Source organism: Sandaracinobacteroides saxicola, assembly GCF_014117445.1.
In the GTDB taxonomy this organism is placed as follows: domain Bacteria; phylum Pseudomonadota; class Alphaproteobacteria; order Sphingomonadales; family Sphingomonadaceae; genus Sandaracinobacteroides_A; species Sandaracinobacteroides_A saxicola.
The window spans coordinates 2,791,613-2,805,720 of record NZ_CP059851.1 but is presented as its reverse complement, the minus strand read 5'-3'; the positions used below and the strand labels follow the sequence as shown (position 1 = coordinate 2,805,720).

Here is a 14,108-nt window from a genome sequence, read left to right as displayed (position 1 = left end):
CTATTGCTGCTCCCTCGATGACCCCACCTGTCACGCCACCAGCTATACTCACCCCGATCCCTGTCGTACCCCCACAAATTCCAACAACGCCGCAAAGAACGCTGCCGCCAGAGCAACCGAAGGCCAGCCCTGCCATCGTCTTTGATGCTGGAGAAGCGTCATCCGCGGCTCCATCGGCAGCAGCCGTGCAGCCTGCCGGCGCGTCGTCACCCATATCCAGCTCCACGGTTGCTCGCGCACGCACGGGGCGCACCACAGACAAGGCAACGGTCATCCCGCAGGGAACATTGATCAAGGCCGTACTGGAAACCGCGCTGGACTCCACACAGCCCGGTCAGGCACGGGCGCTCGTGTCAATGGACGTCAAGAATCTGCTGGGCAATCGGGTGCTCATCCCGCGCGGCAGCCGATTGTTTGGCGTCTATCGCGGCGAACTCGCCCCCGGTCAGAAGCGCGCCAACGTGCAATGGGTGCGCCTGGTCCGCCCGGATGGCGCCACCATCGACCTTGACTCTCCCGCGTCGGACCCGCTGGGCCGCGCCGGTATCGGCGGTCGTGTCGACACGCATTTTCTGGAGCGTTTCGGGGGCGCCCTGCTGCAATCGACACTGGACTTCGGCAGCTTCGCCGCCGCGCGCGCTCTGTCGGATGGCGCAGTCGTCGTGGCACTGCCGGCGACACAGTCGGTGACGTCCAGCCTGGTTGGTCCGCCGCCCAAGCCGACACTGCATGTCCGGCAAGGAACGAGCATCGCCGTGTTTGTCGTGCGTGATCTCGATTTCACCGCGGTAGAGGCGGCCGCCCAGTGAACACTCAGTCCAAAGGCGTGGGCATCTATCTTGCGCAGGCCCTCGCACCGCTCGATCCCTATCTGGCACGCGGCGATATAACCGACCTCTACATCAACCGCCCCGGCGAACTGTGGACCGAAACGCTGGGCGGCAAGGTCGAACGCCATGACATGCCATCGCTGACGGCTGCACTGCTGGCCCGCATGTCCGAACAGGTCGCTGCCTTGACCGGACAGGGGATCAGCCGCGCACAACCGCTGCTGTCCGCAATGCTTCCCGATGGAGCGCGTGCACAGTTCGTTGCACCCTCCGCGACACGTGGCGACATGGCGATCGCGATCCGCAAGCATCAGGCGCGCGAGGTCGGGATCGACGACTATCAATCGCAAAGTTGGTTTTTGCCTTCACGGGCAGGCTTGTCGAGCGGCCCGGGATATGCCGCCGGTGGGAACCAGGCGCAGCAGTTGAAGGATGCGGTCAGCCGCCGGTTGAACGTCCTGATCTCCGGTGGGACCTCAACGGGCAAGACGACGTTTCTGAACGCCTTGCTGCGGGAGGTCGACGCTGACGAGCGGCTGATCCTGATCGAGGACACGCCCGAGATCGCCTTGACCCATGCCAATGCCGTCGGTCTCCTCGCTTCGCGCGGCGGGATGGGGGAGGCACGGATCGACATGAACGACCTGTTGACCGCGGCGCTGCGCATGCGCCCTGACCGCATCATCCTGGGCGAATTGCGCGGGCCGGAAGCCTTCACCTTCCTGCGCGCGGTCAACACCGGGCACCAGGGATCGATGACCACCATTCATGCTGACAGCCCCGCCCGCGCGGTCGAGCAGTTGGCGCTGCTGGTGCTGGAAAGCGGCAGCCGGCTGAGCCGCGCCGATGTCGCCGACTATGTGCGTGCCAGTATTGATGTGTACGTTCACCTGGCGCGGCATGGCGGGAATCGATATGTCAGCGAGCTGTCGTTCAACCGCGACGCGGGGGCAGCGACGCGCGGCTCCCCCGACCGGCCGTTTTCCGCATGACGCAGCGCCTCACAGACCCGCCTGCCGCCAGCGTGCTGCTGGCGGACGCGCGCTGGATCGAGGCGCTGCTGACCGGGCCGTTCGCAGTTGCGCTCGGCACCATCTCCATCGCGCTGGTGGGGTTGGCGATGCTGGGCGGGCATGTGTCGGTGCGGCGAGCCGGCCAGGTTCTGCTGGGCTGTGTGCTGTTGTTCGGCGCGCCGCAACTGGCCCGCGGATTGCGGGAGGCCGCGGGTGGCGATGCTGTGCCGCCGGCGCCTGTCCCGGTATCGGCGGGTGTGACGATCCCTGACAAGTTGCCGCGGCGTCCAGACACGCCCTCAGCCGATCCCTACGCTGGCGCCTCGGTGCCGCCGCCGCGATGACGCGCGCGATTAAGGGGTGAGTGACCCAGCCGGTCATAGACCGGTGTCAAAGCCGGCTTCGGGCCAGCGCCGCTGTATGCGTACCGCTCGCGCTCTCCAGCCGGTTCTCTTGCGTCTTGACCATCGTCGTTGATCCATCCGAGCGCAGATTGCTATGCGCATCATACAGGAAAACCGCCGGACCCGCAGCGGTATATTGATTGAGGGTGGTGGTCAAAAAGCAAAACAACTTATGCGTCTTTATTGTCAAAAATCGAATCATTTATGCCCTTGATTTTAGATTTCTGATTTTGTCCATCATCTCGTCCGCCGATTCCCTTATGAGCAAAATGGGAATAAAATGTTCCGTCCCATTCTTAAGAACTAGTACGCCGTATGATCCTGTTGATAGGAAACCTTTCCAAGATCGAACATGAATATCAATAACGTCATCTACTGAACAAGATAAATATTTTGGATAACCAAATACAATATTATTGTTCTTATAGTATATAATGATACATCTGTTAAATATTGAATACACAAGAGGCGATCCAACAATAAAGAAATAAACTTGACCGATTAGCACGATGAGAATTAACGCCCACATTCGATCTCCATGCAGTATGGAATTGATCATTTGGTATGGATCGCCCATAAATGAAAAAGGCAATACAAAAAACAATATGATAGACAATATGACAGTGGGCAACAATTTACGATTTGCGTGACCAATTGATATTATATTAGTCATGGCGGCCCCATAAGATTCATGCTAGGAAAATAGTCGGGAGGATTATCCTTAACCCATTGAAATGCTCTTTCCGCCGCACGCCCCCCGCTATCAGTCGCGCCAGTTTTGTCCGATGCGTATCCGGCAGCAGCAGCGCCAACAACTGCTCCCGCCGCGCCACCAGGCGGCCCAGCAATGGCGAGACCTAACGCTCCCCCAGCTTTCGCTCCCGCAAGCGCCACAGCTCCGGTGGTGGCGGTACGACCAGCCGCGCCAACTACGGCAGAGCTAGCGTCCTTTCCATTGGAAATTTCATCCTTCACACGCATCGTCTCACTGCCAACGGCCAGGGCGGTTCCTGCAATGCCCATAGTCTTGCCCATGCCTTTGATCGAGTCGGCAGCCGATTGAGCCGCGGACCCTGCTAACCCACGAGAAGCTGCGGCCATAGCTACTGCTGTAACGGCAGTCTGTCCCGAACGAGCCTGCGAAAGTGTTCCCATAAGTTGACTTTTCGCAGCTCCTTCGCGTTGCCGTTCTCTCATTTCCTTGCGCTCTTGACCCATACACACTCGAGAGCCTGGGCATTCCGTCATCCCCGTAGGATCGGTCTTATTGACCGGATCGTTCCCCACATAGGCATAGAGGTTGACCTGGTCGTCGTAGCCCACCGGGTCGGTCTGCAGGAACCGTCCCAGCGTCGCCGAGTAGATCCGCGCCTTGTAGTGATACATCCCCAGCTCGGGCAGCCACGCCTGACCGGTATACTGGAACCGGCCGATGTTGTTCGGGTTCGGCAGACCCCAGGCATCATAGCCGTTGATCCCAACCGAAGCGCCGGCACTGTCCGCAACGCCGATGATCGACCCCTGATGATCGGCAAACAGGCTGCGGCGGGTGCCCAAGGTCGCCCCCTCATACCACAGCAGCGGATCATCCACATTCACCCCATGCACATAGCGCCGCTGCAAGCTACCCGCCGCATCATACTCCGCCACCAGCTCATCGCCGTCATACAGGAACTGCGTCGTCCCCGGCGCCCCACCGCTCGTCTGGAACAGCCGGCCCAGCGGGTCATAGGACAGCGCCGCAACCCGCGCGCCGCTCGCACTCACCAGACGGTTCTCGGCATCATAGACCATGGTCGTCGATCCATCCGAGCGCAGATTGCCGTTCGCATCATACAGGAAAACCGCAGGACCCGCAGCGGTATATTGGTTGAGGCCGTTCACCGTGTAAGCACGGCTCACATTCACCGCCGCAGTCGAGGCGTAGGCATCGTTCGAGGCCGTGCGCGTGACGATCTGAGAGGCGGGGTTGTAAGCGAACCCAAGGCTGTGATCCCACGCCGTGCCGGCCAAATCGTGCGAAAGACCAGACAGGCGCGACACCGGATCATAGCTGAAGCTGGTCGCGGCGCTGGGAACCGCGGTTGCTGAACGGCGGCCAAAGCCGTCATAGCTGAACGAAGCGGTCGCAGCCCCGCCATTTTCCCGGATAGCCGTCAGACGACCGGCGGCGTCATAATCATAGCTGAAGAAATTGCCGTCCGGAAAGGTCAGCCGCGTCCGCCGACTGCCCACGTCCAACTGATATTGCAGGGTCCGCGTGAACCCGCCCATCGTACTGGTCGTGCTGGTCAACCGCCCCAGCGTGTCATAAGTGCTGGAAATACCCGCACCAGAAGTTGACCCGAAGCGCGCGAACGTCTGCCGGTTGCCGACGTCATAGCCATAGTAAACCGCATAGCCCGGCGCGCCGGTCGCCGAGGTCGGAACACTCTTCAACGTTACCCGGTTCAGCGCATCATAGGCGTAGGTCAGGGTGGTGCCATCGCGTTTGCGCAACGAGGTCCGGTTGCCGGCGGCGTCATAGCCATAGGCTTCATAGTCGGCCTCGTTCACCTGACCAACGGTGGTGGGCGAGGGAAACACCCATCGGTTCTGCCGGTCGAACCCATCGTAACGCAGCGCCGCGCGATTGCCGTTTGCGTCGGTCACGCTCGCGCGCTTGCCGTTCAGCGTATAGCTGTAGCTGGCATAATTCTGTTGGAGCGGCGTGCCATAGGCGCGCTGTTCCTGAAGCAGTTGCCCGGCCGCGTCATAGACGTTGCGGGTGATGCGATCGGCGCCGAAACTGCCCTGCGTGCCCAGGGTACAGGCGCTCGCCGGCAGCGCGGTGAACGCCGCCGGGTTCATGCGCCGGGCTTCGCATTCCAGCCGGTTGCGCGTGTCGAACGTCCGCTGCGTCAGGCTGTGGGTCGTCCCGGACGCGACCACGGCCTCGCGCTCTGGATTGCGGCGACTGTCATAGGAGACTTCGGCGCGGGTCAGGATGGTCAACGCCGTGCTGCCGGCGTCCGGTACCGTGCCTTCCTCGGTGAGCACCACCTTGTCATCCGAGTCGCGATAGGTGAACCGTTTGGCCGCGCGCACGCCGTTCACGCCGAGCGGCCCGATTTCCCAGGTTCGGCGGCCATGAACGTCATACCGATAATAGGTCGCGTCATTGGTGCCCGGCAGCGGCCCATCGGCGGACAGCCGACGTCCGGCCGCGTCATAGGTGAAGGTCGTGGTCAGGGCCTGCGTCGCCGCGCCGTCCGTCTGCGTCGCCGTCAGTTGCAACGGGGTAAGCCCCTGATAGGTGAATTCGCGCACCTGTTCGGCGGATGTGCCGCAGGTGAGTTCCGCGCCGGCGGCATTGGTCAGGCAAACCCGTTCGCGCGTCAGCCGGCCAAGCGAATACTGGCTGATCGTCTTGCGGCGCTGCCCATTGGCATCGGCCGGTTCCAGCTTCACCAGCAGATCGCCGGTCACTTGATCCCACGTATAATCCGTCTGTCTCCCGAGCGCATCGACCGTCCAGTTCGGCCGGGAGCATATCACCCCATAGCAATAGGGATCGGACGTATAATTCGCGGTTTCCACGATGTCGGGAAGCCCCGATCCTGCCTTGGCAATCAGCCTGCGTTCGACGATATTGCTGTGCAGTCCATAGACGACATTGACCGAATTGCCTTCAGGATAGGCGATTTTCAGCAACTTGACGCCAGTGTCATAGCTGTAGGTCGTAGTGCGGCCGAGCGAGTCGACCGTGGACGTTATCCTGGGCCTGAGCATGTTCGTTGCGTAGATGTTGACCACGCGCGAAAAGCCCAGCGGCCCGGTCACCGTCACTTTGGAGATGGGTGATGCCCCTGAATTGCCGAGAACATAGGAATAAGTCGAAGACACACCATCACGCGTTATAGTCTCAACCCGAGTGAACCCTGGGCTTTGCGCGGCAACGGAAAGTGTCTCCGACGCCTCGCCCGGCAAACGCAGCGAGGTTGTGGATACCATGCTTTGCTCGTTTACGGCGTTGCGGCAACCTGCGCAAATCCATTGGCGTCCGCCGAGATCGGTAATCGTATCGCCGGAATATGTGAATCGCGCGAGCGGGACAGACGGATTGCTCGTCTGAAAGATTGTCGCCTGCGCAAGAAAATACCAACTTGCTTGACCGCCTGTCTGTCCAACATAAGATAGTGATAATGTATACCCCGTGCTGCTTTGCACCTTCGCCGGCCTGTAATATATACGACCGTCTGGCAGCGAGTAGCTATCGTAGAAAAAACCGATAATCTCGCCGCTAGGAAATTGAATAGAAGAAGGATAATAGGAAAAATCGGTTCCAGGAATTATTGTGCCTTGCGGACCCAATCGAACATCATACTGAATTCGCCTACCGGTGCCTCCTTCATAATAATCTAAACTCTGGCCTGAATATCCCTGCAGACTCGATCCATCTTGTTTTTTTGCCTTGCAATCACTTTCTTGAACACAGCTAAAACTATTAGACGAAATGCCCCCTGTATTTACACTATAAGAAGTTCTTACCTCACCAATTTGCCCAGGAGGCGGAAATGCCATATTCCCATTGAGTATGGGTTGTAAATCCTGAACCCTTTGCAGACGCAGGTTGGGAGCGGCAGGAATTGAAAGCGTTGGAAGGGGGGTTTCAATTTGTCCTGTGAAGACATCGACGCCATTCGCGTCCTGTTCAACGTCGAGCGGCTTTATCGCCTGCGTCATTGCCACTGAACTTAAAACCAGCCCCGTTGCGCACAAGGCGACGAAACCGACAACAAGCCACCTCAGCTGCTGCCCCACCCGCGAGGCAATATAGCGAGCGTCAAGAGCGCTAGCAGAAGACGCAGCGCTGACGCCAACAGGCAGCTCGCGCAGCCACGAGCACAGTCTCAATTGCATTGCTGTGACCCCGTGACGTTGACCGAAAGCGTTCCCGTGGAGGTTGCACCCAGCGAGTCTGCAACGGTGTATGTGATCGCATAACCTCCATTAACGTCGGGCGTGAACATCCCAACCGTCGTGCCGCTCTCAACCCAAGCCCGTGGTTGGTTTACAGATACCAATCCTAGCGGGTAGTTCCCTTCTGGATCCGTATCGTTTGCCACGACATTCACGAATCGCGTTACGCACTTTGGCGATGTGATTGAATCAGGATTCGCTACGGGCGGTTGGTTAGCCGGAGGTGGTGGAGGCGGCTGCGTGCCACCCGGCGCTCCCGAAGTTCCATAGGACGACCGGTTTCCAGCGGGGTCGTAAGCTATTGTGTTGGACAAGCCGTTGTTCACCGTTCCACTACTGCTGGTGGAAACAAGTCTGCCCAACGCGTCGTAGGTGAAGGTCGTTGTTTCGCCTGCATGAGCGGCAATGGCAAATAGAATCAAGCTGCTGAGCGACACAGCGCCCGCGATAGAGAAATCCATGCGCACCAAATTCCCCGAATCTGTGCGACCCCACAGCCATAGCAACACATGCGTTTGAACGTTGCAATAAGAATCGAAAAAAGAGCGATGAGATTCTTTGATGGCTGCTTATAGCTATCATTCCGCCAAAACATTAGATCGGCTTGTTCGTTATATACCTTTCGGCGGCATATGATGTAGATTGTAAATTTGTAAGCGCCGGAAGGGCGACGGTTTTTTCCTAAACGTTGATAATCTTCATCTCAGTGCCGCGATTGTCGTGGCCTCATACGTTCGGACGTAGGAACATCGGGCACCGACAAAACTTGCGTCACGTGCTCGAATGGCTGTTTGGACACAGCCCAATCTGGAAACAAAGTGTCACAGACCACCCCTTCCGCCTGTCTTTCTACGCTACGGTTTCTAACCCGGTTTTCCTTGTTGATCGGCTGGGCCAGGTGGTTTCTCTAATCATCCCCGAACCGACTTTTCGGGGATCGCCATGCAGCCCTTGTCCGTTGCCCAATCCTTTGAGACCCGTGGCGCCCGCATGCTGCGCACGGCGCTCGGGCCGTGGATCATGCAAACGCTTGCCGAACCCGATGTCGTCGAGATCATGCTCAACCCGGACGGACGGCTTTGGGTGGATCGGCTCGGTTCCGGGCTGGCTGACACAGGCATCCAGCTTTCGCCGAGCGATGGCGAGCGCATCATCCGGCTGGTTGCGCACCATGTCGGCTCCGAAGTCCATGCCGGTTCGCCGCGCGTTTCTGCTGAGCTGCCAGGCACAGGAGAGCGTTTCGAAGGCCTGCTGCCACCAGTCGCAACAGCGCCCTGCTTTGCAATCCGCAAAGCAGCCGTCGCGGTTTTCACGCTGGATGACTATGCTCAAGCCGGGGTGATGTCGGCGCGAGAGGCAGCGCAGCTGCGCACGGCCGTCGAAGGCCGCCGCAACATCCTTGTCGCGGGCGGCACATCGACCGGCAAGACGACGTTGGCCAATGCCCTGCTGGCTGAAGTTGCCAAATCGTCGGATCGGGTCGTGCTCATCGAGGACACCCGTGAGCTTCAATGCCTCACCCCCAACCTTGTCTCGCTGCGCACCAAGGACGGGGTCGCAACGCTTTCCGACCTTGTCCGCTCTGCCTTGCGCCTGCGACCGGACCGCATTCCGATCGGTGAGGTCCGGGGAGCCGAAGCCCTCGACCTCATCAAGGCCTGGGGAACCGGACATCCGGGTGGCATCGGCACCATCCACGCGGGGTCGGCCATCGGTGCACTCCGCCGCCTCGAACAACTGATCCAGGAAGCAGTGCCGCTGCCGCCCCGTTCGCTCATCGCCGATACGATCGACCTTATTGCTGTGCTGGCGGGTCGTGGCGGCGCGCGACGGCTCGTGGAACTCGCCCACGTCCTCCCCCTCGACAGCAGCGGCGACTACCGGCTCACCCCAGCAGGAGACAGCGAATGACCCAATTCTCGCGAATGCGCGTCCGCGTTGCCAGCGCCGGCTTGGCTACGGCGGTGTTCATGGCAGCGCCCGCCCATGCCGCCGGTTCCTCGATGCCGTGGGAGGCACCCCTACAGGCAATCCTCGAATCCATCGAAGGGCCGGTCGCCAAGATCATCGCCGTGATCATTATCATCATCACCGGCCTGACGCTGGCCTTCGGCGACACCTCCGGCGGTTCTCGCAAGCTGATCCAGATTGTGTTCGGCCTCAGCATCGCGTTCGCGGCCAGTTCCTTCTTCCTCAGCTTCTTCAGCTTCGGCGGCGGTGCGCTCGTCTGATGGAGACGCCCGGCTTCATCGTCCCCGTGCACGGGGCGCTGATCGAGCCGATCCTGCTCGCCGGCGCGCCGCGCAGCTTAGCCATCGTCAACGGCACGCTGGCGGCCGCTCTCGGGCTCGGTCTGCGGCTCTGGCTTGTGGGGTTGGGCGTGTGGGCGCTCGGACATATGCTTGCCGTGTGGGCGGCGCGACGCGATCCGCAGTTCGTGGATGTCGTGCGCCGCCACCTGCGTCTTCCCGCGCGGCTGGGCCTCTGACATGATGAGCCTGCGCGAATACCGCCAGAAACCGCAGCTGCTGGCCGACTTCCTGCCTTGGGCGGCGCTGGTGGCTGACGGTGTCGTCCTCAACAAGGACGGCTCCTTCCAGCGAACTGCCGGGCTCCGGGGGCCGGATCTCGACTCCGCAACGCCGGCCGAGCTCGTGTCGGTCACCGCGCGGCTGAACGCAGCACTGCGGCGGCTCGGTTCGGGATGGGCAGTGTTCGTCGAAGCGCAGCGTCGACCGTCCGCCACCTATCCGCAGAGCAGCTTTCCCGACCCGGTATCAGCCCTGGTGGACGAAGAACGTCGCGCCCAGTTTGAACAGGAGGGCGCACACTTCGAGAGTCGTTACTATCTGACCCTCGCCTGGCTGCCGCCGGCCGACGGCAACGCGCGGGCGGAACGCTGGATTTACGAAGGGCAGGCAAAATCGGGCGGGGGATGGCGGGAGCATCTCACCGACTTCATCAGCCGCACCGACCGCGTTCTCGACCTGCTGGACGGCTTCCTGCCCGAGGTCGGCTGGCTGAGCGACGCGGACAGTCTGACATATCTCCACGCCACCATCTCCACCCGCCGCCAGCGTGTGGGCGTTCCCGAAACGCCCATGCACCTTGATGCGCTGCTTGCCGACGAGCCGCTGACGGGCGGGCTGTCTCCCATGCTCGGCGTTCATCATCTGCGGGTGCTGACCATCATTGGCCTACCCAATGCGACGCAACCAGGCATCCTCGACGAACTCAACCGGCTGGGCTTCGCCTACCGCTGGTCCACCCGTGCGCTGATGCTCGACAAAAATGATGCAGCGAAGCTGCTGGCCCGGATCCGGCGCCAATGGTTCGCCAAACGCAAGTCGGTCGCGGCGATCCTGAAGGAGGTGCTGACGAACGAAGCCTCGGCGCTTCTCGACAATGATGCCTCGAACAAGGCAGCGGACGCGGACGAAGCCCTGCAGGTGCTCGGCGCAGATGCCGCCGGATGGGCCTATGTGACCACCAGCGTCGTCGTGTCCGATCCGGACCCGCGCGCGGCAGACGCGCGGCTGCAAGCGGTCGAGAAGGTCATCCAGGGCCGGGACGTCACCTGCGTTCCGGAAACCCTGAACGCCGTCGAAGCGTGGCTCGGCTCCCTTCCCGGCCAGGCCTATGCCAATGTCCGGCAGCCACCGATCTCGACCCTGAACCTCGCGCACATGGTGCCGCTGTCGGCGGTCTGGGCAGGTCCCGAGCGCAACGCCCATCTGGACGGCCCCCCGCTGTTCCACGCCCGCACCGACGGCTCGACGCCGTTCCGGTTCAGCACCCATGTGGGCGACGTGGGCCACACGTTGGTTGTTGGCCCCACGGGCGCCGGGAAGAGCGTGCTGCTCGCCTTCATGGCGTTGCAGTTCCGCCGCTATGCGGGCGCACAGGTCTTCGCGTTCGACTTCGGCGGCAGCATCCGCGCGGCAACGCTGGCGACAGGCGGCGACTGGCACAATCTCGGCGAGGGCCTGGGTCGAGACGCAGAAAGTGGCCCGACCCTGCAGCCGCTGGCGCGCTGCGACGAGGCGGGCGAGCGCGCATGGGCCGCCGAATGGCTCGCCGCCATCCTTGCGCGGGAGGGCCTCGCAGTCGACCCGGGCATCAAGGACCTTCTCTGGTCCGCGCTGGCGTCGCTCGGCACAGCGCCGGTCGAGGAGCGCACGCTCACAGGCCTGACCGTGTTGCTCCAGTCCTCGATGTTGAAGCAGGCGCTTCATGCTTACACGCTGGCAGGCCCGTGGGGCCGATTGCTCGATGGCGACCAGGAGGAAGTGGGATCGGCGTCGATCCAGGTGTTCGAGACCGAAGGCCTGATCGGAACGGCCGCCGCGCCCGCTGTCCTCGGCTATCTGTTTCACCGTATCGGTGATCGGTTGGCCGGTGCGCCGACCCTCATCCTCATCGACGAAGGCTGGCTGGCGCTGGATGACGCCAGCTTTGGCCGGCAGCTGCGCGAGTGGCTGAAGACGCTGCGCAAGAAGAACGCCAGCGTCGTCTTCGCGACCCAGAGCCTAGCAGACATCCAGGGTTCGGCGATCGCGCCCGCCATCATCGAAAGCTGCCCCACACGCATCTTCCTGCCGAACGAGCGGGCGCAGGAACCTTCGATCGCGGCGGTCTACGCCGGGTTCGGGCTCAACGACCGCCAGATCGAAATCCTCGCCCGAGCGGCGCCCAAGCGCGACTATTACTGCCAAAGCCGCCTCGGCAACCGGCTGTTCGAGCTGGGGCTGGGTGAAATCGCGCTCGCGTTCACCGCCGCCTCGTCGAAGGCCGACCAGGCCGCGATCGACCGCATCCTTGGGCGTCACGGTGCGTCAGCCTTTGCAGCAGCCTGGCTCCTGCATCGAAGCCTTGGCTGGGCCGCAGAGCTTCTCCCCGACCCCCGTCCCGCCAACCTGGAGCTTCCGCTATGACTTTGCGCAAATCCACCCTTATTGCCGCTGTGGCGGCCATGATCCTCGTGCCGCTCGCGCCTGCTGGCGCCATCGTCGTCTACGACCCCACCAACTATGCCCAGAACGTCCTTCAGGCGGCGCGCGCGCTCAACCAGATCAACAACCAGATCCGCAGCCTGACGAACGAGGCGAAGTCGCTACTGAACGAGGCGCGCAACCTGACCTCGCTCCCTTACAGCTCGCTCGCCCCGCTGCTACGTTCGGTGGAGCACACCCGCACCCTGCTCGCCGACGCCCGCGAGCTCGCGTATGACGTTGCCGAGGTCGATGCCGCCTTCCGCGGCCGCTACGCCGAAGCGCGGCCGACCGACCCGGATGCACTGCTGGTCTCCAACGCCCGCGACCGCTGGCGTACCTCGCTCGCATCGCTTGAGGATGCCCTGAAGGTGCAGGCGGGCGTGGTCGACAATCTTGCGACCTACCGCGCCGAGATCGAAAAGCTGGTCAACCGCAGCCAGGGCGCGATCGGTGCGCTGCAGGCCTCCCAGTCCGGCAATCAGCTTCTCGCCCTGCAGGCGCAACAACTCGCAGATCTCACCGCGACCATGACGGCATTGGGCCGCGCGCAGGCGCTGGCAGAGGCCCAACGGGTAGCAGCGCAGGATCAGGCGCGAGAGCAGAACCGCCGGTTCCTGAAACCCGGCTCCGGCTATGTCCCGACTACGGTCACGATGTTCCGCAACTGATCATGGAAGACGTCGGCGTCATCGACCGGTTCCTCGACACCTTCACCCGCTACATCGACAGCGGGTTCGGGCTGGTGGGGGGCGAGGTCGCGTGGCTCGCGGCGACGCTCATCGTCATCGATGTCACGCTCGCAGCCCTGTTCTGGGTCTGGGGGGCCGATGAGGACATCATTGCCCGGCTGGTCAAGAAGACGCTTTTCGTCGGCGTGTTCGCCTATGTCATCGGCAACTGGAACATGCTGGCGAGGATCGTGTTCGAGAGCTTCGCCGGGCTCGGGCTGATGGCGTCCGGCACGCCGATGGCGATGGCGGACTTCCTGCGGCCGGGCCGGATCGCGGAGGTCGGGCTGGAGGCCGGGCGTCCCATCCTCGACGCGGTCGGCGAGCTGATGGGCTTCGCCTCCTTCTTCGACAACTTCGCCCAGATCGCCATCCTGCTGACCGCGTGGGCGGTGATCCTGCTGTCGTTCTTCGTGCTGGCCATCCAGCTGTTCGTGGCGCTGATCGAGTTCAAACTGACGACGCTCGCCGGGTTCGTGCTCGTGCCGTTCGGCCTGTTCGGCAAGACCGCCTTCATGGCCGAGCGGGTGCTGGGCAATGTCATCTCGTCGGGGATCAAGGTGCTGGTGCTGGCGGTCATCGTCGGTATCGGCTCGACGCTGTTCAGCGAGTTCACCGGTGCGTTTGCCGGGCCGGTGCCGACAATCGACGAGGCCTCGGCCGTCGTGCTGGCGTCGCTATCCCTGCTGGCGCTTGGCATCTTCGGCCCGGGCATTGCCAACGGCATCGTTGCAGGCGGCCCGCAACTGGGTGCCGGCGCGGCCGTCGGTACCGGGCTTGCAGTCGGAGGCGCGGCACTTGCCGGGATGGGAGCGGCGCGCATGGGCGCGGCCGCTGTCGGCGGCGTAGCGCGCGGCGGCGCCTATGCTGCTGGCGCGGCGATGGGCGGCACCCGCGCCCCGGCGCCAGCTTCAGGCGGCATGTCGGGCGGAAGCGCCGCACCAACTGGCGCGACAAGCCCGCTCCGGCAGGCGGCAGCGGCACTGCGCCAGCAGTTGGCTCCCGCAGGTGGTGGATCGGGAGGCGGCAGTGCGACCGGCGTATCTGGGGTTCCCGACTGGGCCCGACGCATGCGCCGCAGCCAGTCCATGGGTCACGGAATCGGGCTTGCAGCCCACGCCCTGAAAGCCGGCGACGGCGGCGGCACCGGATCATCCGTCAAGGTCTCGGAGTAGGA

At 62.5% G+C, this 14,108-nt stretch carries 12 protein-coding genes; 9 read left to right on the top strand and 3 right to left on the bottom strand.

The annotated features are described in order from the left end of the window. Positions 1-287 precede the first annotated feature (287 nt). Genes H3309_RS14115 through H3309_RS14105 form a run of 3 tightly spaced genes read left to right on the top strand, consistent with a single transcriptional unit; the run spans position 288 to position 2,187 of the window. Complete coding sequence (locus H3309_RS14115; protein WP_182295380.1) at positions 288-809, top strand: TrbI/VirB10 family protein; 522 nt, start codon at positions 288-290, stop codon at positions 807-809. Further along, positions 806-1,822 (top strand): P-type DNA transfer ATPase VirB11, encoded by a 1,017-nt coding sequence (gene virB11, locus H3309_RS14110; RefSeq protein ID WP_317983328.1) that lies wholly within the window; start codon positions 806-808, stop codon positions 1,820-1,822. Before H3309_RS14115 ends, virB11 begins: the two co-directional genes overlap by 4 nt. After that, positions 1,819-2,187 carry a TrbC/VirB2 family protein gene (locus H3309_RS14105; protein WP_182295376.1) on the top strand — a complete coding sequence of 123 codons (369 nt, stop codon included), beginning with the start codon at positions 1,819-1,821 and terminating at the stop codon, positions 2,185-2,187. Before virB11 ends, H3309_RS14105 begins: the two co-directional genes overlap by 4 nt. A 46-nt stretch (positions 2,188-2,233) precedes the next feature. Here H3309_RS14105 and H3309_RS14100 read toward each other — a convergent pair whose 3' ends face one another. The 3 genes from H3309_RS14100 to H3309_RS14090 form a co-directional block, all read right to left on the bottom strand. Then, the gene (locus H3309_RS14100) at positions 2,234-2,449 is read right to left on the bottom strand and encodes a hypothetical protein (RefSeq protein WP_182295374.1); all 216 of its coding nucleotides are present in this window, start codon (positions 2,447-2,449) and stop codon (positions 2,234-2,236) included. 467 nt (positions 2,450-2,916) lie between these two features. Next, positions 2,917-7,149 (bottom strand): RHS repeat domain-containing protein, encoded by a 4,233-nt coding sequence (locus tag H3309_RS17690; RefSeq protein WP_182295372.1) that lies wholly within the window; start codon positions 7,147-7,149, stop codon positions 2,917-2,919. Then, positions 7,140-7,670, bottom strand: coding sequence for an Ig-like domain-containing protein (locus H3309_RS14090; protein ID WP_207791621.1), 531 nt, complete (start codon positions 7,668-7,670; stop codon positions 7,140-7,142). Before H3309_RS14090 ends, H3309_RS17690 begins: the two co-directional genes overlap by 10 nt. Positions 7,671-8,199: 529 nt before the next feature. On the opposite strand from H3309_RS14090, the gene trbB reads away from it, so the two are divergent. From trbB to trbL, 6 genes are read left to right on the top strand one after another with little or no spacing between them, the layout of a single operon-like run. After that, complete coding sequence (gene trbB / locus H3309_RS14085; protein ID WP_182295368.1) at positions 8,200-9,120, top strand: P-type conjugative transfer ATPase TrbB; 921 nt, start codon at positions 8,200-8,202, stop codon at positions 9,118-9,120. Between the two features lie 14 nt (positions 9,121-9,134). Then, positions 9,135-9,440: a TrbC/VirB2 family protein gene (locus H3309_RS14080; RefSeq protein WP_243453936.1), complete on the top strand. Its 306-nt coding sequence runs from the start codon at positions 9,135-9,137 to the stop codon at positions 9,438-9,440. Next, positions 9,440-9,697, top strand: coding sequence for a VirB3 family type IV secretion system protein (locus H3309_RS14075; RefSeq protein WP_182295364.1), 258 nt, complete (start codon positions 9,440-9,442; stop codon positions 9,695-9,697). Before H3309_RS14080 ends, H3309_RS14075 begins: the two co-directional genes overlap by 1 nt. 1 nt (position 9,698) lies before the next feature. Beyond that, positions 9,699-12,143, top strand: a complete 2,445-nt coding sequence (trbE, locus tag H3309_RS14070) for a conjugal transfer protein TrbE (protein ID WP_182295362.1) — start codon at positions 9,699-9,701, stop codon at positions 12,141-12,143. Between the two features lie 38 nt (positions 12,144-12,181). Further along, positions 12,182-12,871 (top strand): P-type conjugative transfer protein TrbJ, encoded by a 690-nt coding sequence (trbJ, locus tag H3309_RS14065; protein WP_243453740.1) that lies wholly within the window; start codon positions 12,182-12,184, stop codon positions 12,869-12,871. A gap of 2 nt (positions 12,872-12,873) precedes the next feature. Continuing rightward, positions 12,874-14,106 carry a P-type conjugative transfer protein TrbL gene (trbL, locus tag H3309_RS14060; RefSeq protein ID WP_182295359.1) on the top strand — a complete coding sequence of 411 codons (1,233 nt, stop codon included), beginning with the start codon at positions 12,874-12,876 and terminating at the stop codon, positions 14,104-14,106. Positions 14,107-14,108 lie beyond the last annotated feature (2 nt).

What these genes read in the sequence shown, in the direction of transcription:
- H3309_RS14105 (WP_182295376.1), top strand. Translation starts at nt 1,819, where the DNA reads ATGACGCAGCGCCTCACAGACCCGCCTGCCGCCAGCGTGCTGCTGGCG.
- H3309_RS14100 (WP_182295374.1), bottom strand. Translation starts at nt 2,449, where the DNA reads ATGATTCGATTTTTGACAATAAAGACGCATAAGTTGTTTTGCTTTTTG.
- H3309_RS17690 (WP_182295372.1), bottom strand. Translation starts at nt 7,149, where the DNA reads ATGCAATTGAGACTGTGCTCGTGGCTGCGCGAGCTGCCTGTTGGCGTC.
- H3309_RS14090 (WP_207791621.1), bottom strand. Translation starts at nt 7,670, where the DNA reads ATGGATTTCTCTATCGCGGGCGCTGTGTCGCTCAGCAGCTTGATTCTA.
- trbB (WP_182295368.1), top strand. Translation starts at nt 8,200, where the DNA reads ATGCTGCGCACGGCGCTCGGGCCGTGGATCATGCAAACGCTTGCCGAA.
- H3309_RS14080 (WP_243453936.1), top strand. Translation starts at nt 9,135, where the DNA reads ATGCGCGTCCGCGTTGCCAGCGCCGGCTTGGCTACGGCGGTGTTCATG.
- H3309_RS14075 (WP_182295364.1), top strand. Translation starts at nt 9,440, where the DNA reads ATGGAGACGCCCGGCTTCATCGTCCCCGTGCACGGGGCGCTGATCGAG.
- trbE (WP_182295362.1), top strand. Translation starts at nt 9,699, where the DNA reads ATGATGAGCCTGCGCGAATACCGCCAGAAACCGCAGCTGCTGGCCGAC.
- trbJ (WP_243453740.1), top strand. Translation starts at nt 12,182, where the DNA reads ATGATCCTCGTGCCGCTCGCGCCTGCTGGCGCCATCGTCGTCTACGAC.
- trbL (WP_182295359.1), top strand. Translation starts at nt 12,874, where the DNA reads ATGGAAGACGTCGGCGTCATCGACCGGTTCCTCGACACCTTCACCCGC.